At 44.0% G+C, this 15,775-nt stretch carries 14 protein-coding genes; 8 read left to right on the top strand and 6 right to left on the bottom strand.

The features are described 5' to 3' along the window. Positions 1-64: 64 nt before the first annotated feature. From FTT75_RS07200 to fdx, 7 genes are all read left to right on the top strand, one after another. Positions 65-538, top strand: coding sequence for an Rrf2 family transcriptional regulator (locus FTT75_RS07200; RefSeq protein WP_005171122.1), 474 nt, complete (start codon positions 65-67; stop codon positions 536-538). 1 nt (position 539) lies between these two features. Beyond that, positions 540-1,757 (top strand): IscS subfamily cysteine desulfurase, encoded by a 1,218-nt coding sequence (locus FTT75_RS07205; protein ID WP_180085314.1) that lies wholly within the window; start codon positions 540-542, stop codon positions 1,755-1,757. Positions 1,758-1,864: 107 nt separating this feature from the next. Then, positions 1,865-2,251 carry a Fe-S cluster assembly scaffold IscU gene (gene iscU / locus FTT75_RS07210; RefSeq protein ID WP_005096767.1) on the top strand — a complete coding sequence of 129 codons (387 nt, stop codon included), beginning with the start codon at positions 1,865-1,867 and terminating at the stop codon, positions 2,249-2,251. Positions 2,252-2,285: 34 nt separating this feature from the next. Beyond that, the gene (iscA, locus tag FTT75_RS07215) at positions 2,286-2,606 is read left to right on the top strand and encodes an iron-sulfur cluster assembly protein IscA (RefSeq protein WP_005096766.1); all 321 of its coding nucleotides are present in this window, start codon (positions 2,286-2,288) and stop codon (positions 2,604-2,606) included. 103 nt (positions 2,607-2,709) lie between these two features. Next, positions 2,710-3,225, top strand: coding sequence for a Fe-S protein assembly co-chaperone HscB (hscB, locus tag FTT75_RS07220; protein ID WP_100328683.1), 516 nt, complete (start codon positions 2,710-2,712; stop codon positions 3,223-3,225). A 34-nt stretch (positions 3,226-3,259) separates the two neighbouring features. Then, entirely contained in the window at positions 3,260-5,119 is a 1,860-nt protein-coding gene (gene hscA / locus FTT75_RS07225) for a Fe-S protein assembly chaperone HscA (RefSeq protein ID WP_180186175.1), read from the top strand. Positions 5,120-5,134: 15 nt separating this feature from the next. Further along, positions 5,135-5,473 carry an ISC system 2Fe-2S type ferredoxin gene (gene fdx / locus FTT75_RS07230; protein WP_005171126.1) on the top strand — a complete coding sequence of 113 codons (339 nt, stop codon included), beginning with the start codon at positions 5,135-5,137 and terminating at the stop codon, positions 5,471-5,473. A 66-nt stretch (positions 5,474-5,539) separates the two neighbouring features. Here the strand turns inward: fdx and FTT75_RS07235 are convergent, their stop codons facing one another. The 5 genes from FTT75_RS07235 to aspA all read right to left on the bottom strand — a co-directional run bounded on the left by FTT75_RS07235 (position 5,540) and on the right by aspA (position 13,270). Further along, complete coding sequence (locus tag FTT75_RS07235; protein ID WP_100357143.1) at positions 5,540-7,030, bottom strand: adenylate/guanylate cyclase domain-containing protein; 1,491 nt, start codon at positions 7,028-7,030, stop codon at positions 5,540-5,542. Between the two features lie 56 nt (positions 7,031-7,086). After that, entirely contained in the window at positions 7,087-7,521 is a 435-nt protein-coding gene (locus FTT75_RS07240) for an HIT domain-containing protein (RefSeq protein WP_004646760.1), read from the bottom strand. 228 nt (positions 7,522-7,749) lie between these two features. Continuing rightward, the gene (mfd, locus tag FTT75_RS07245; protein WP_180186176.1) at positions 7,750-11,208 is read right to left on the bottom strand and encodes a transcription-repair coupling factor; all 3,459 of its coding nucleotides are present in this window, start codon (positions 11,206-11,208) and stop codon (positions 7,750-7,752) included. Positions 11,209-11,331: 123 nt separating this feature from the next. Next, complete coding sequence (locus tag FTT75_RS07250) at positions 11,332-11,697, bottom strand: hypothetical protein (protein ID WP_005171129.1); 366 nt, start codon at positions 11,695-11,697, stop codon at positions 11,332-11,334. Between the two features lie 130 nt (positions 11,698-11,827). Further along, complete coding sequence (gene aspA / locus FTT75_RS07255) at positions 11,828-13,270, bottom strand: aspartate ammonia-lyase (RefSeq protein WP_005096757.1); 1,443 nt, start codon at positions 13,268-13,270, stop codon at positions 11,828-11,830. A gap of 419 nt (positions 13,271-13,689) precedes the next feature. Here aspA and putP point away from each other — a divergent pair, with 419 nt between their 5' ends. Then, complete coding sequence (putP, locus tag FTT75_RS07260; protein ID WP_074383168.1) at positions 13,690-15,198, top strand: sodium/proline symporter PutP; 1,509 nt, start codon at positions 13,690-13,692, stop codon at positions 15,196-15,198. 77 nt (positions 15,199-15,275) lie between these two features. Here the strand turns inward: putP and FTT75_RS07265 are convergent, their stop codons facing one another. Continuing rightward, a complete protein-coding gene (locus FTT75_RS07265) occupies positions 15,276-15,770 on the bottom strand; it encodes an Lrp/AsnC ligand binding domain-containing protein (RefSeq protein WP_180186177.1) in 495 nt (164 codons plus the stop codon). Positions 15,771-15,775 lie beyond the last annotated feature (5 nt).

Raw genomic sequence — 15,775 nt, forward strand, 5'->3', positions numbered from 1 at the left:
ACTTGACTAATTTAGTCGGGATTCTTAAAATCGACACATCTAGTCTAACCATGTGTATCGAATCATGCGCCTAACCACTCGCGGTCGCTACGCTGTGACTGCTCTACTTGATCTAGCTTTGCAGCCTTCTGAAAAAACGATTACGCTCGCCGAAATTGCGGCACGTCAAACTATTTCTGTTGCGTATCTTGAGCAGTTATTTGCGAAACTCAAGCGCCATGGCTTAGTTTCAAGTGTTCGTGGAGCAAATGGTGGATACCATTTAGCACGTAATGCAGATGAAATTACTGTGTTAGCAATTATCGAAGCTGTAAACGAAACAGTTGATGCGACTCGCTGTGACCATAAAGGCAACTGCCAGAATGGTGCGATGTGCTTGACTCATGATTTATGGCAGGAACTCTCCCACCACATTGCCGATTATTTAGCAAAAATCTCGCTTGCTGATCTGGTTGCACGTGACAATGTACAAACAGTGTCATTACGCCAAAATTCAGCATCCTTTGATTCAGCCCTTTTATCGGTTACAGGTATTTGACATGAAACGTCCGATTTATCTTGATTATGCAGCTACGACTCCGGTAGATCCTCAGGTTGCTGAACGTATGATGGAATGTTTAACATTCGAAGGTACCTTCGGTAATGCTGCATCTCGTTCACATGCTTATGGCTGGCAAGCAGAAGAAAAAGTTGAATATGCACGTGAACAGGTCGCTAATTTAATTAAAGCTGATCCACGTGAAATCGTATGGACTTCAGGTGCAACCGAATCAGACAACCTTGCGCTTAAAGGTGTGGCTCATTTCTATGCATCGAAAGGTAAACATATCATTACCTCTAAAATCGAACACAAGGCAATTTTAGATACGTGCCGTGAGTTAGAGTCTGAAGGTTTTGAGATTACCTATATTGAACCACAGCCGCAAACCGGTTTAATTACTCCGGAAATGGTTCAAGCAGAAATTCGTCCAGATACGATTCTGGTTTCACTGATGATGGTGAACAACGAAATCGGTACGATTACTGATGTTGCAGCGATTGGCGAAATCACTCGTGCCAACAAAATTTTCTTCCATGTCGATGCAGCACAAGCGGCAGGTAAAGTTGAAATTGATCTTTCAACTTTAAAAGTAGACCTGATGAGCTTCTCTGCGCACAAGATCTACGGCCCTAAAGGTATTGGTGCCCTGTTTGTACGTCGTAGCCCACGTGTACGCCTAAAAGCTGAAATGCATGGTGGCGGTCACGAGCGTGGCATGCGTTCAGGTACGCTTGCAACGCATCAAATTGTGGGTATGGGTGAAGCATTTGAACTTGCAGGTAAAAACCTGGAAGCTGAACAAACCCGCTTACGTGTACTTCGCGACAAGCTTTGGAATGGCGTACAAGACCTTGAACAGGTGTTCTTGAATGGTCATCCTACACAAAACGTAGCGAACTACTTGAATATCAGCTTCAACTTTGTTGAAGGTGAATCACTGATGATGGCCTTGAAAGATGCTGCGGTATCTTCAGGTTCAGCATGTACCTCTGCAACACTGGAACCCTCTTATGTACTTCGTGCATTGGGTCTTTCAGACGAGCTTGCACACAGTTCGATCCGCTTCAGCTTTGGTAAATACACCACTGAAGAAGATATCGACCATGTATTGAGTATCACTAAAGCTGCTGTTGAGAAGTTACGTGAACTTTCTCCGCTTTGGGATATGTTTAAAGAAGGTATCGACCTTTCTAAAGTTGAATGGGCTGAGCACTAATCTTCATTCTGAGATAGTGACCAATCGGTTGCTATCTCATTGAGAAAAGTTTTTTAACCCCCATATTTAATAATACTAAGGCTGACCCCGAGGTTTGGAGAAGCAACATGGCTTATAGCGAAAAAGTAATTGATCATTACGAAAACCCTCGTAATGTTGGCGTTTTAGATAAAAATGCTGAAAACGTTGGTACGGGTATGGTTGGTGCACCCGCATGTGGTGACGTGATGCGTTTACAGATTCAAGTCAACGATGCAGGCGTGATTGAAGAAGCACGTTTTAAAACCTATGGTTGTGGTTCAGCAATCGCATCAAGTTCTTTGGTGACTGAATGGCTCAAAGGTAAAACTTTGGATCAAGCTCAAGCAATCAAGAATATCGATATTGCAACTGAACTGGCACTTCCACCAGTAAAAGTACACTGCTCTGTTCTTGCAGAAGATGCAATCAAAGCAGCTGTAGAAGACTACCGTAGCAAGAAAGTTAAAGCTTAATTGTTCCACGTTTTGAAATTTTAACGGAGTTTTCATGATCCATTTAACTGAAAATGCTGCAACTCATATCAGCAATTATTTAAAAAATCGCGGTAAGGGTGAAGGCATTCGCGTTGGTGTGAAAACTTCAGGCTGTTCTGGTCTGGCTTATGTACTCGAGTTTGTTGATGAAGTCGATACACATGACCAAGCATTTGAGCAGTTTGGGGTTAAAGTATTCATTGATCCGAAAAGTCTGGTTTATCTTGAAGGTATGGAGATGGACTATGTTAAAAACGGCTTGAACGAAGGCTTTGAATTTAACAACCCCAACAAAAAAGGCGAATGCGGTTGTGGTGAATCCTTCACTGTATAAACCCGGCAGTTATTCTCTTTTGACATTAAAACAGTGTGTTTCACACTGTTTTAATTGCATTTATACAGTTATTTTTGCACATTAATCGCGGACCCCATCTCCCATGAATCATTTTGAGCTGTTCAATCTTCCAGTAGCACTCGATATTGATTTGACAACTTTAAAAACTGAATTTTTAAAGTTACAGCAACAATATCATCCCGATAAAGCTGAAGACAAAGATCAGGCCCTGATTAAATCAAGTGATATCAATCAGGCTTTTAAAGTTTTGTCAGCGGTCGATAGCCGTGCAGCGTATTTATTATCCCTCAAGAAACAGGATTATCACTTAGATCAATCGATCAGTGATTTTGAATTCTTGCAGGACGCTCTGGAAATTCGTGAACAACTCGACGATGCCACCTCTGCTGAAGATTTAACTTCACTGAAAGTTGAAGTACAGCAATGGATTGACGGGCTGGTTCGTGAGTTTAAAATTGACTATACCGATGAAGACTGGGCTGAAGCACGCGATACAGTGCGTAAACTACGCTTCTTTGTTAAAGTCATGGCAGATATCGACAAGGCGGAAGACCGCTTCCTGGACGATGACAGCTTTGACCTTGATGATGATTTCTAATTTTTAATATTTAACGTGCAAAGGATGTAACACTATGGCTCTCTTGCAAATTGCAGAACCAGGTCAATCAAGTGCACCACATGAACACCGCATTGCGATTGGTATCGATTTAGGCACCACCCACTCTTTGGTTGCCACGGTTCTTTCAGGTAAAGCCAAAGTGCTGAATGACGAACAAGGTCGTGTGCTACTTCCTTCTATCGTGCATTATGCAGAACAGCAGACTCAATATGGTAATGAAGCCGCGCCTTTTATTACCAGCGATCCTAAAAATACCATCGTTTCAGTCAAGCGTTTCATGGGGCGCTCTCAAGCGGATATCAAATTCCAGCATCCTTATGCCTTGGTGGGCGAAGCGAATGAAATGCCGGCTTTTGAAACCGCACAAGGTCGTAAAACTCCGGTTGAAATTTCTGCAGAAATTTTAAAGCAGCTCAAAGATCGTGCTGAAGCAAGTCTGCAAAATCCGGTGAATGGTGCAGTGATTACCGTTCCAGCGTATTTTGATGAAGCACAGCGTCAGGCAACCCGAGATGCTGCCCAGCTTGCCGGTTTGAATGTTTTACGTTTATTGAATGAGCCAACCGCTGCTGCTGTGGCTTATGGCCTCGATCAGGAAAGCAACTTGAGTACAGATCGCAACTATGTGATTTATGACTTGGGTGGCGGTACTTTCGACGTTTCGATTTTGCGTTTTTCGCAAGGCGTGTTTGAAGTGCTTGCGACTGGTGGCCACACTGCCCTCGGTGGTGATGACCTGGACCGTTTAATTTTGAAATGGGCCAAGAAACAGCTAAACATCGAAACCTTAGATGATGCTGAATATGCACATTTTATTGTGGCAGCACGTAAGGCCAAAGAAGCACTTTCAGATGCTGAAACTGTTCAGATTCAATTACTCGATCAAGTTTTAAACCTTGACCGTTCAACCTTTGAAGAAATCATTAAAGTTGCTTTGGACAAAACCATCAGCGTATGTAAACGTGTGATGCGTGATGCCAAGCTTGAACTGGATGACATTCAAAATGTGGTTCTGGTGGGTGGCTCAACTCGTTCTTATGCCGTACAAAAAGCAGTTGGTGACGTATTTAGCCAAGAACCGCTGTGCACGATTAACCCGGATGAAGTGGTTGCCATTGGCGCATCGATTACAGCAAACCAACTGATAGGCAACTCAACCGATGGTTCATTGTTATTAGACGTGACCCCATTGTCTCTTGGTCTTGAAACCATGGGCGGACTGGTGGAACGTCTGATTTCACGTAATACTGCCATTCCTGTAGCACGTCGTCAGGAATTTACTACCTATCAAGATGGCCAGACTGCCATGTTGATCCATGTGGTTCAAGGTGAACGTGATCTGGTTGAACATTGTCGTAGTCTGGGTCGTTTTGTCTTGCATAACATTCCACCAATGACAGCCGGTCAGGCACGTATCGAAGTAACTTTCCAGGTCGATGCTGATGGTTTGTTGACGGTATCTGCCAAAGAAACAACATCTGGCGTGCATGCGCAAATTGATATTAAGCCATCTTATGGCTTATCTGGTGAAGATACCGAGCGCCTGTTGCTTGACGGTTATAAATTTGCCGAGGAAGATAAAAATCTGCGTCATTTGAATGAAACCAAAGTTGAAGCCCAGCGTGAGCTGGAAGCACTGGTTCAGGCACTAAAAGTAGATGCCGCTCTGTTGACTGAAGAGCAACTGGCAGCACTGCAAACTGCACAGGCACAACTTGAAACCGAGCTTCAAGGTTCAGACATCAAAGCGATTGAATCTGCAGTTGAACAGCTTAAAATACATAGTGATGCTTTTGCAGCAGCACGTATGAACCAACATATTGATGCCGCTCTTAAGGGCACTAAACTCGACGACTGGTCAAACTCAAACTAATTTAAGGTAACGACTATGCCACGTATTAAAGTTCTTCCACATGCGCAGATTTGCCCCGAAGGTGCTGAGTTTGAAGTCGAACACAATGCCAACCTGTGCGAAAGCCTGCTCAAAAATGGCATTAAAATCGAACATGCCTGCGATATGTCAGCTGCATGTACAACGTGCCACGTTGTGGTACGTCAAGGCTTCGATAGCCTTGAAGAAATGGATGATGTAGAAGCAGATTTACTGGATCGCGCTTGGGGTCTGGAACCTGATTCGCGTCTTTCTTGTCAGGTCACACTGGTCGATGAAGATCTGGAAATTGAAATTCCAAAATACACCATCAATCACGCTTCGGAAAATCATTAAGATTTTTCTTGAAAGATCATATAAAAAACCACGCTTAGACGTGGTTTTTTATATTTATGAGAATGATTAAATTACTTTGGAGTCTTTGAGTGATTCAAATTCGTCTTGTGGCTGGAGATGCTCAATCACTTCATCTTCAAGTTTAAGCTTGACGATGCCTTGAGAGTTGGTCAATTTCTGCTGAGTTTCAATACGTTTAATCATTTTTTCCAGTACATGAATCAATTCTGGATATTCAAAGTTTTGTACTTCGTCCAGATTGAGCAGTAAATGAAAGCCTTTATATTCATAGTCGAACCAACGTTGATACTCAACTTTCTGCGATGCATATTTTTCCATTAGCTGCCAGGTTCTTACCGGTGCTTTAATGCCTTTCAAGAAAATTGGTTTCTTCGGCGCACATAAATAATCATTTTTGATCAGATTATGAGTATCTTCTGAAATCAGGATTTCATCCACTTCAGCTGCGCTCTGTAAGCGCGCTGCCAGATTGGCATCCCGTCCTACAATGGTATAGGCCATCCGATGCGTCGCACCATAATTCCCGACGTGGCAATAACCGGTCGAAATACCCATACGGATATGCAGTGGCGGATAACCCATTTTAATCCAACGCTCACGCAGCAGTTTCATTTGCTGACGCATGGCAATCGCCATTTCCATACAGTTCTTGGCATCCTGCTCTACGCCTTCAGAGTTTGGATCACCAAAGAAAATCAGGATGGCATCACCCATAAATTTATCGACAGTCGCTTCATAATTTTTGGCGATTTCGGTCATATGCCGCAAATAATCATTGAGCAAGAATGCTAAATCATCTGGAATAAGCGTTTCAGACAGTTCTGTAAAGCCTTGAATATCCGAGAAGAAAATTGTTAACTTTTTACGTTTATATTCAATTTTCGCTTCAGATTCACCTTTCATGATGGATTGCCACAACTGCACAGGCGCATAACGACTCAGCTGATTGGCAAATTCCATATAACGGTTCATCTGTTCAAAATAATGATTTTTCTTCTGGGTCATATACTGCACACGACCACTCTGATAAAAACTTCCGACACCAAAATAGGTAATCAGGCAGATGAAGCCTAAAACCGTCAGTTCACTGCTGGTCGGTTCAAAATAATTCCCAAAACCAAAGACTAGAATATTGGCCAGATAAAAAACGGTGATCCCGACCAGACTGGCCAGAGAAGCCATCATCAATGAAATTTTATTACTGATTGCGGTATAGAGTATTGCCACCAAACCCAGCAAGGACAATACCAGATCCAGCTGTACTGCGGCTAAAACCACTACAATGACAATAACATCAATCAGAAAAAGAACATTGCGCCGAATACGATAATCATGGCGATAGATTAACCAGCGCGACAGTTTCGAGCTAATCAATAAAATCAGGAATAAAAATACAGGAACAAAGAGCTGATACTGGGTATCCGGTTCAGTGTAATGAAAGACGACCAGAACCAGAGACAGCATGATATAGCCCATCAAGCGATGAAAATATTCAAACTGTTGTGGTTCTTTTTGAATCCAGTCGTCTAATTGCATTCAGTCACTCCCTGAAGTCCGCAATCGTTCATAGATCTCGGAATACTTGGGGCTAATCAGTCCATACGCCAGTCAAATGGCATATCGCCTTGACCACGTAGCGCCAGCATGAGTGTTTGACGCATATGTGCCAATACTTCACTGCTATAAGGAACAGCTGGTGTACCCCAAACAGGCTTCGGCCATGCTACATCGTTTTGATAACGAACCACATGATGAAAATGCAATTGCGGAACCATATTGCCCAATGCCGCGACATTCATTTTATCCGCACGGAAAACACGTGCCAGCTGGCTTGATAACCAGCTTGATTCACGTAAAAACTGCTCTTGGTCAGCTTGGCTCAATTCATATAATTCAGAGACACCCGGCACACGTGGAATCAGGATCAGCCAGGGAAATTGCATATCATTCATCAAACGACATGTTGACAAAGGAAAGTCGCCTACAAAAAAAGTATCTTGAGCAAGTTGTGGATGCAAACTAAACATATCTTTATAAATGATGCAAAATTAGAATGATGGCTAATACTAACATATCCAACCGAAGCTGAATATTGAAAGCAATGTGTTTAAAGACAAATTCTCATGATTTGTTGCAAGGCGCATCACGAGAATTTGTTCGAACATTTCATTAAAAAATCTGGTTTATCATTCCTGAAAATTTCAATGAAAATGAAATGTATCATGAAGTTTTAAACTGATTTAGTCTAAATCAAATTAGCCCACTTCTTTCAATAGACTGTCCAGCAAATCCTGAATAAACTGAATCCGCTTTTGGTAATCTTCCAGCATGACCATGACCTTAAGACGTTGCCCGCCATTCATCCGGAAATAGGTTGGATGTTTCTGCATCATCTGGATAATGGTCATGGCCTGAACCGGGGTATCTGGCGCGAATTCCACATGCCCACCTTGAGCACTAATATCAATTTTGGTGATGCCAAGCTGCTCGGCTTTGAGACGAATCTGATGCACGGCAAAGAGCTGTTTGACCGGTTGTGGCGGTATGCCAAAACGGTCGATCAATTCCATCCGAATATTGTCCAGCCTCTCCTGAGTATCAGTATTACTGATACGCTTATAGAACAACAGACGCTGATGCACATCTCCGAGATAATCATCCGGAATGAGCGCTGGCATATGCAGGGTAATTTCTGCGGTCAATGACAAGGGTGCATCGAAGTTTGGGGTTTTACCTTTTTGAATGGCTTTGGTGGCTTTTTCCAGCATTTCCATATACAGGCTATAACCAATCGCCTGCATTGAACCGCTCTGCTGTTCGCCGAGTAATTCACCTGCCCCGCGAATTTCCAGATCTTCGGTGGCCAGCATAAATCCGGCCCCCAAGGTCGAAGCACGCTGGATCGCATCCAGACGTTTTTCGGCATCGCCTTTTAAGGCTTTTAAAGACGGCACCATTAAATAGGCATAGGCCTGATGATGCGAGCGCCCGACTCGGCCACGGAGCTGATGTAATTGTGCCAGGCCCAGTTTGTCTGCACGTTCAATCAAAATGGTATTGGCATTCGGGACATCAATCCCGGTTTCAATAATAGTCGAACAGACCAGAACATTGTATTCTTTATGATAGAACTGTTGCATGACCTGCTCCAGTTCACGTTCACGCATCTGGCCATGTGCCACAATCACCCGGGCTTCCGGCACCAATGTACGAATATGCGCTGCGGCACGGTCAATCGTATCGACTTCATTGTGCAGGAAATAGACCTGACCACCACGCAGCAATTCACGCAGGATTGCCTCTTTAATGGTGTCATCGGTATGTTCTTGCACAAAGGTTTTCACCGCAAGACGGCGTGCCGGCGGTGTGGCGATAATCGACAGATCACGCATGCCACTAAAGGCCATATTTAGCGTACGCGGAATTGGGGTCGCAGTCAGTGTCAGCATGTCGACATCGGCACGCATGGCCTTAATCCGTTCCTTATCGCGCACCCCGAAACGATGTTCTTCATCGACAATCATCAGGCCAAGATTTTTAAACTGGACATTTTCCTGTAAAATTTTATGCGTACCAATCACGATATCCACTTTGCCTTCAATCAGGTCGTCAATGGTCTTGGTATGTGCTTTGGAAGAACCGAAACGTGACAGCACTTCAATCCGAACTGGCCAATCGGCAAAGCGGTCTTTGAATGAATCATAATGCTGTTGTGCCAGCAAGGTGGTTGGCACCAGAATCGCCACCTGCCGGTTATTCTGTACCGCAACAAATGCAGCACGCATCGCCACTTCCGTTTTACCAAAGCCGACATCACCACAGACCAGTCGATCCATCGGTTTGGCTTGTTGCATGTCATGCAGCGTGGCTTCAATCGCATTGGCCTGATCCAGTGTTTCTTCATAGGCAAAGCCACTGGCAAACTGCATATACAGACTTTGATCAATTTCAAAACTGATGCCGGGTTTAGAGACACGGCGTGCCTGAATATGCAGCAACTCGGCCGCAACATCATGAATCTGTTCCAGCGCTTTATGTTTGGCTTTATTCCATGCATCTGTCCCGAGCTTATGCAATGGTGCCAGATCCGGATCACCACCGCTATATCGGCTGATTAAATGCAGATTGGTCACCGGCACATAGACTTTGGCCGCATCGGCATAATCCAGCTGCAAGAATTCATGATCCTGATCATCAATACTTAAGGTGACCAGACCGGCATAACGCCCCACTCCATAATCGATATGCACCACAGGCGCGCCCATGGTCAGTTCAGTCAGACTGCGGATCAGAAATTCTTCTGAAACTTCCTGCTGACGTTTACGGCGGCGTTGTACCACGCGATGTTCATAGAGCTGGTTTTCAGAAATAATGCTGACACGATCGGTCAGCACCAGACCACGCTCTAATGGCGCATTGGTAATCGCAATCGCATACAGGGAGGTGATAAAGCTCTCAAAGTTATCAACCGTCGGAATATCACCCAGACTTGGTCGTAACGCATCTTTTAAGCTTTCACGGCGTCCGGCACTCTCTGCCACCAGCAGAACCGGATGATTGGCCTGATCGATATATTTTTTGACTTCAATAAATGGTTTTTCACGTTTTGGATCGACAGGCAGACGTGGTGGCAACTGGGTATCGAGGTTCAATACGCCGGCTTTTTGGTCAAAAGGCGTTTGGGCGGCAATAATACGTGCAAATTGATTCAGCTGCTCCAGAACCTGATTGGTCTGAAAGAACAGGCTGTCTGGGGGTAGGATCGGCTGATCAACATTGTGACGGCGATCTTCATAACGGCGCACCACATCTTGCCAGAATTGGGTTAAACTCTCGTCTAAAGCCCGATCTGTAATGACAATGCCATTCTTTGGTAAGTACGAAATAAGTGAGCTTTGGTCTTGCATGGCCTCAGCACTGAAAAACAGCGGTAAATAAAACTCGATTCCCGGTGAAACAATGCCCTCCATCACATCCAGATAGATCGGGTTTTTCTTTGGATTGGCAGTTGAGAAAAATTCGGCATAACGGTCACGGAAGGTGGCACGGCCTTCCTTGAGTGGAAATTCCTGTGCCGGCAATACGGTAAACTGTTGCAAACTTTGTGTGGTGCGCTGAGTTTCGGAATCGAAAAATTTCAGGCTTTCAATTTCATCATCAAACAGGTCAATCCGAATCGGTGCTTCCTGCCCCGAGGCATAAATATCCATGATACTGCCGCGTACCGCAAACTCACCCGGATCATAAACCGTATCGACCAGATGATAACCGGCCTGAATCAGCTTTTTCTTCTGTTGTTCCAGATCGAATTTCTGTCCGACGTGAATATCAAAATGTTCACCCAAAATCCATGAAGTCGGTGCGACACGCTGTGCCAAAGTTGAGGCGGACAGCAACAGTACGCCAGTTTTTGGCATATTGGATAAGATCGCCAGACGTTCCGAGACAATATCCTGATGTGGGGAGAGACGGTCATAAGGCAAAATTTCCCAATCTGGAAAAATCGTGGGTTTAATCCCATAAAATTCCAGTTCACTTTCCAGTTGACCCAAATGCTGGTTATTGCGTGCAATCACAATAAATAAACGCGATTGCTGCTGCACGATTTCTTTGAGCAACAATGCCGTCGAGGAACCTTGCAGATTGCCTAACCAGCGTTTCTCGCCTGCTTTGAGTTGTGGTAAATTGAGTTGGGAAATTTCTTGTTGGAACATGGATATAGCTTTAAAGTCTAAATAACCTGAGGCTTATACTAGCACGATGATCTCAGGATATTTTGTTATTTTTATGCAGTCTTGCCACATCCATACGCTTCGATTTCAAGCCACTTTTAACACTTATTTTTTCTCTCGCAGAAAGTTACGATAATAATCATTTAACTTCTTGAGGATCATTTTAAATTGCAGCAGGTTCTCTTCGGTATTTCCCAAAGTCACATTAAAACGCTGATGGGCAATTTCCAGATCAATCTTTTCATTGATCAGCATCGCGGTGTCGTATAAAGCTTTTAAATCATCAAACTGTTTTAGACGGCGATTGGACAAATATTCTAAGCGTGCGGCCAGTTCCTGATTTAAGTCAATGCCATCCACGATATAACCTGTGCCTTCGACATGCTGGATATTCTGCTCGTCTAAATATAACTGTGCAGCAGTCGGTTTATTAGTTTTAAATAATGCACTGATTTTATCAAACATCGCCATTTACCCAGCCAAATAAAGTTCAGACCCTAGTCTAGATGAAAATGCCTCAAATCCACATATCGAACTTGAGGCAAATTGTCAAAATCACAACAATCAGTTGAGTTGAGCTGTTTCAAGACAATTTATGCTATCAAGAAACCTGTTCGAGCTGACTCTCTGCTACAGGTATTTCAGACACCAGATTTTCAAATGCAAAGATTTCTTCTAATTGTGTTTCGCTTAATAAACCGAGTTCCAATACCACTTGCGGCACGGTTTTATTTTCACGCATACATTGTTTACCAATTTCATCACATTTGGCATGCCCCAGAATCGGCTCAAGTAAGGTCACAATCCCGACACTGCGCATGACCGAACTTAAACAGATTTCTTCATTGGCCTGAATGCCAGCAATACATTTCTGATTCAGGGTTTGCATGCCTTGAGTCAACAATTGAATCGACTCATTCATGGTCAGGGCAATCACAGGTTCCATCACATTCAGTTGTAACTGCCCAGCTTCCGCTGCCATAGTAATGGTCAAATCATTACCGATGACCCGGAAGGCAATCTGATTGACCACTTCCGGAATCACAGGATTGATTTTTGCCGGCATAATTGATGAGCCTGCTTGCAATTCCGGTAAGCGAATTTCAGCCAGACCTGTACGTGGTCCCGAGCTAAGCAAGCGCAAGTCATTACAGATTTTGGACAGTTTCACTGCCAGGCGTTTTAAACTGCTCGACAAGATAATAAAGACACCACAATCACTGGTGGCCTCCACATAATCTTCTGCACCTTTTAAAGGCAGCCCCGTCAGGTGCGCCAAAGTTTCGACGACTCGCGTCGCATAACCTGGCGGCGTGTTTACCCCAGTCCCGATCGCTGTTGCACCTAAATTGACTTCCAGCAATAACTGACGCATCTGCTCAATCAGTTTTAAATCTTCCTTTAATAAAGTCGCAAAAGCCCGGAATTCCTGCTCCATGGTCATCGGGACGGCATCTTGCAACTGGGTACGCCCCATCTTGATCACATACTGAAATTCGGCTGCCTTCGTATATAAACAGTCAATCAGTGCTTTCAGCACTGCCAATAATTCATTCAGGCTGCTATAAGTTGCCAAACGTAAAGCGGTTGGATAGACATCATTGGTCGATTGCGAAGTATTCACATGATCATTCGGATGCAGGATGTGATACTCACCTTTATGATGCCCCAAGATCTCTAAGGCGATATTGGCAATGACTTCATTGGCATTCATATTAATTGACGTACCAGCACCGCCCTGATAAGGATCAAGTGGAAAGGCCGCTTGCCAGTTTTCAGGATGCTGAATCAATTCATTACAGGCTTTTTGAATAGCAGTACTCGTCTGCTCGGATATTTTTTGAAAATGCAGGTTGGTCTGTGCCGAAGCTTTTTTGACCTGAGCCAATGCACGAATAAAATGTGATTGTTGCCCTATAGCCAATCCTGAAATCTGGAAATTTTCGATGGCACGTAAAGTGTGAATCCCATAATAGCTGTGTAATGGGATCTGTTTTTCCCCCAATAAGTCACGTTCAATGCGGGTCGGTTCGATTTGCAGCATATTGTCCACTAAAAAATACCTTGGCGATGCACCGTATTTGGTGTGGTCTCAATATGAGCAAACAAATACAGAGCGAATAGGAGGACTTTAACCTAAATTTGCTACGATTTATTACCAATACAGTAAAGCTGTGAGTTTTGTAAGATCATGTAAATAAAAAGCTAAAATTTAAATCTTTTAATCGCTTATCCTGAATTAGCTTGTTTTGCCTCAATCCAATACTTTATCTCTCGCTGTTAAGTGGCTTAACTTTCCTTAAGTTCCATCTAGTTAAATTAGTATTTACAATAAACATACATAAAAGCTGTGTAAATGTTACAGAGTGTAATTTTTAAACCGTGCTTGAATCACTGCCTTGTGATCTCCGTACAAAAAATCATCTGGAACGATGGTTTCCATATTTACAGGATGCCCTGCCTATGACTTATTTAAATCCGACCCTGATTACCTTCATGTTTTATATTATCGCCATGATTGCAATCGGTTTATATGCTTACCGTGCAACCTCCAATTTTGATGAATATATTTTAGGTGGACGTAGTCTGGGCAGTGTCGTTACAGCTCTTTCCGCAGGTGCATCAGATATGAGTGGCTGGCTGCTGATGGGTCTTCCGGGCGCAATTTACCTGTCTGGCCTGTCAGAAGCCTGGATTGCCATCGGCCTGATTATCGGAGCGTGGCTAAACTGGTTACTGGTGGCAGGTCGTCTACGGGCGCATACCGAATACCAGAATAATGCCCTGACCCTGCCAGATTATTTCACCAGCCGTTTTTCCGACCGCAAACGCATTTTACGGGTCTTGTCTGCCTTGGTGATTCTGGTGTTCTTTGCAATTTATTGTGCCTCGGGCATGGTCGCAGGTGCACGCCTGTTTGAAAGCCTGTTCGGCTGGAATTACACCACGGCGCTTATCATCGGTGCGATGGCGACAATTTTATATGTGTGTATTGGTGGTTTTCTGGCAATCAGCTGGACGGATACTTTTCAGGCCGGTTTGATGATCTTCGCACTGTTGCTGACCCCGATCATTACCTTCCTGGCCTTGGGTGACAATAGCCAGCAAGTGAGTGTCATCCTTGAATCTGCCCGTCCACATGCGTCCAGTATGCTTGAAGGCTTAAGCGTGGTGGCGATTATTTCCAGTCTGGCCTGGGGTTTGGGTTATTTTGGTCAACCACATATTTTAGTGCGCTTCATGGCAGCAGATTCAGTGAAGACCATTCCTGCTGCACGCCGTATTGGCATGACCTGGATGATTCTGTGTCTGGGCGGCGCAGTGGCAGCTGGTTATATCGGGATTGCCTATTTCACCGTTAATCCAGCATTCGCCTCGGTGGTGAACCAGAACCCTGAAACCGTGTTTATGGAATTGACTAAAATCCTGTTTAATCCATGGATCGCTGGCATCGTACTTGCAGCTATTCTGGCCGCGATTATGAGCACCTTGAGCTGTCAGCTTCTGGTCTGTTCAACCACCCTGACTGAAGATTTATACAAGAGCTTCCTGCGCAAAAATGCCTCGCAAAAAGAACTGATCTGGGTCGGTCGTGCTATGGTTTTAGTAATTGCGTTAATTGCGATTGCCTTGGCGATTAATCCGAACAGCAAGGTTTTAGGTCTGGTGGCTTATGCCTGGGCAGGCTTTGGTGCAGCATTTGGCCCCTTGATTATCTTGTCTCTGTTCTGGAAGCGTATGACCCTCAACGGCGCGATTGTCGGCATGCTGGTCGGTGCGGTGACGGTAATCGTCTGGAAAAACTATATGGGTGATACCGGCCTGTACGAGATTATTCCCGGTTTTATTCTGGCTACCCTGAGTATCGTGATTGTCAGCTTAGTGGATAAGGCACCGAGTGATGATGTGGTACATCGTTTTGAAATGGCCAAAGCTGAATATCAAAAAGAAATGGCTGAAATGAAAAAATAGTCTGGATATTCAATACAATAAAAGGGACTTTCGAGTCCCTTTTGTGTTTTTTAGATTAGTCGTTAATACGCTACAAATTATTTAGATTTTCCCGGTATTTTCAGATGGATCCGCTGACTTTCTTTAATCACTTCCATCACCGGATAACTGCGCGTTTCTTTAATTCCGGGCAATTGCCACAAGATCTGACCTGAGATTTTGCGGAATTCATCCATATTGGCACAGCGGATTTTTACCACGAAATCGAAGCCGCCACTGATCATGTGACATTCGATAATTTCAGGAATCTGCCGGACTGCATGGGAAAATTCATCTAAAACATTCGGTGTGGTTTTATCCAGTAAAATTTCAACAAAGACCACAAAACCATTATTCAACATGACTGGATTGAGGCGCGCTTCATAGCCCACAATAAAACCTTCACGGGTCAGCTTTTGTACACGCGCCAAGGCTGCTGTAGGCGACAGATTGACCAGTTCAGCCAGTTTGATATTGGACAGCTTAGCATCGGATTGCAATAAACCCAGGATACGAATATCTATACGGTCAAGGTTCAAATAAGGACTTGTCATTAGAA

This window comes from Acinetobacter sp. YH01008, assembly GCF_013420435.1.
Classification (GTDB): Bacteria; Pseudomonadota; Gammaproteobacteria; order Pseudomonadales; family Moraxellaceae; genus Acinetobacter; species Acinetobacter pseudolwoffii.

Bases quoted from the DNA above. Each gene is read 5' to 3' on its own strand.
- FTT75_RS07265 (WP_180186177.1), bottom strand. From the start codon at position 15,770: ATGACAAGTCCTTATTTGAACCTTGACCGTATAGATATTCGTATCCTG.
- fdx (WP_005171126.1), top strand. From the start codon at position 5,135: ATGCCACGTATTAAAGTTCTTCCACATGCGCAGATTTGCCCCGAAGGT.
- hscB (WP_100328683.1), top strand. From the start codon at position 2,710: ATGAATCATTTTGAGCTGTTCAATCTTCCAGTAGCACTCGATATTGAT.
- FTT75_RS07240 (WP_004646760.1), bottom strand. From the start codon at position 7,521: ATGTTTAGTTTGCATCCACAACTTGCTCAAGATACTTTTTTTGTAGGC.
- FTT75_RS07205 (WP_180085314.1), top strand. From the start codon at position 540: ATGAAACGTCCGATTTATCTTGATTATGCAGCTACGACTCCGGTAGAT.
- iscA (WP_005096766.1), top strand. From the start codon at position 2,286: ATGATCCATTTAACTGAAAATGCTGCAACTCATATCAGCAATTATTTA.
- FTT75_RS07200 (WP_005171122.1), top strand. From the start codon at position 65: ATGCGCCTAACCACTCGCGGTCGCTACGCTGTGACTGCTCTACTTGAT.
- FTT75_RS07250 (WP_005171129.1), bottom strand. From the start codon at position 11,697: ATGGCGATGTTTGATAAAATCAGTGCATTATTTAAAACTAATAAACCG.
- FTT75_RS07235 (WP_100357143.1), bottom strand. From the start codon at position 7,030: ATGCAATTAGACGACTGGATTCAAAAAGAACCACAACAGTTTGAATAT.
- mfd (WP_180186176.1), bottom strand. From the start codon at position 11,208: ATGTTCCAACAAGAAATTTCCCAACTCAATTTACCACAACTCAAAGCA.
- iscU (WP_005096767.1), top strand. From the start codon at position 1,865: ATGGCTTATAGCGAAAAAGTAATTGATCATTACGAAAACCCTCGTAAT.
- hscA (WP_180186175.1), top strand. From the start codon at position 3,260: ATGGCTCTCTTGCAAATTGCAGAACCAGGTCAATCAAGTGCACCACAT.
- aspA (WP_005096757.1), bottom strand. From the start codon at position 13,270: ATGCTGCAAATCGAACCGACCCGCATTGAACGTGACTTATTGGGGGAA.
- putP (WP_074383168.1), top strand. From the start codon at position 13,690: ATGACTTATTTAAATCCGACCCTGATTACCTTCATGTTTTATATTATC.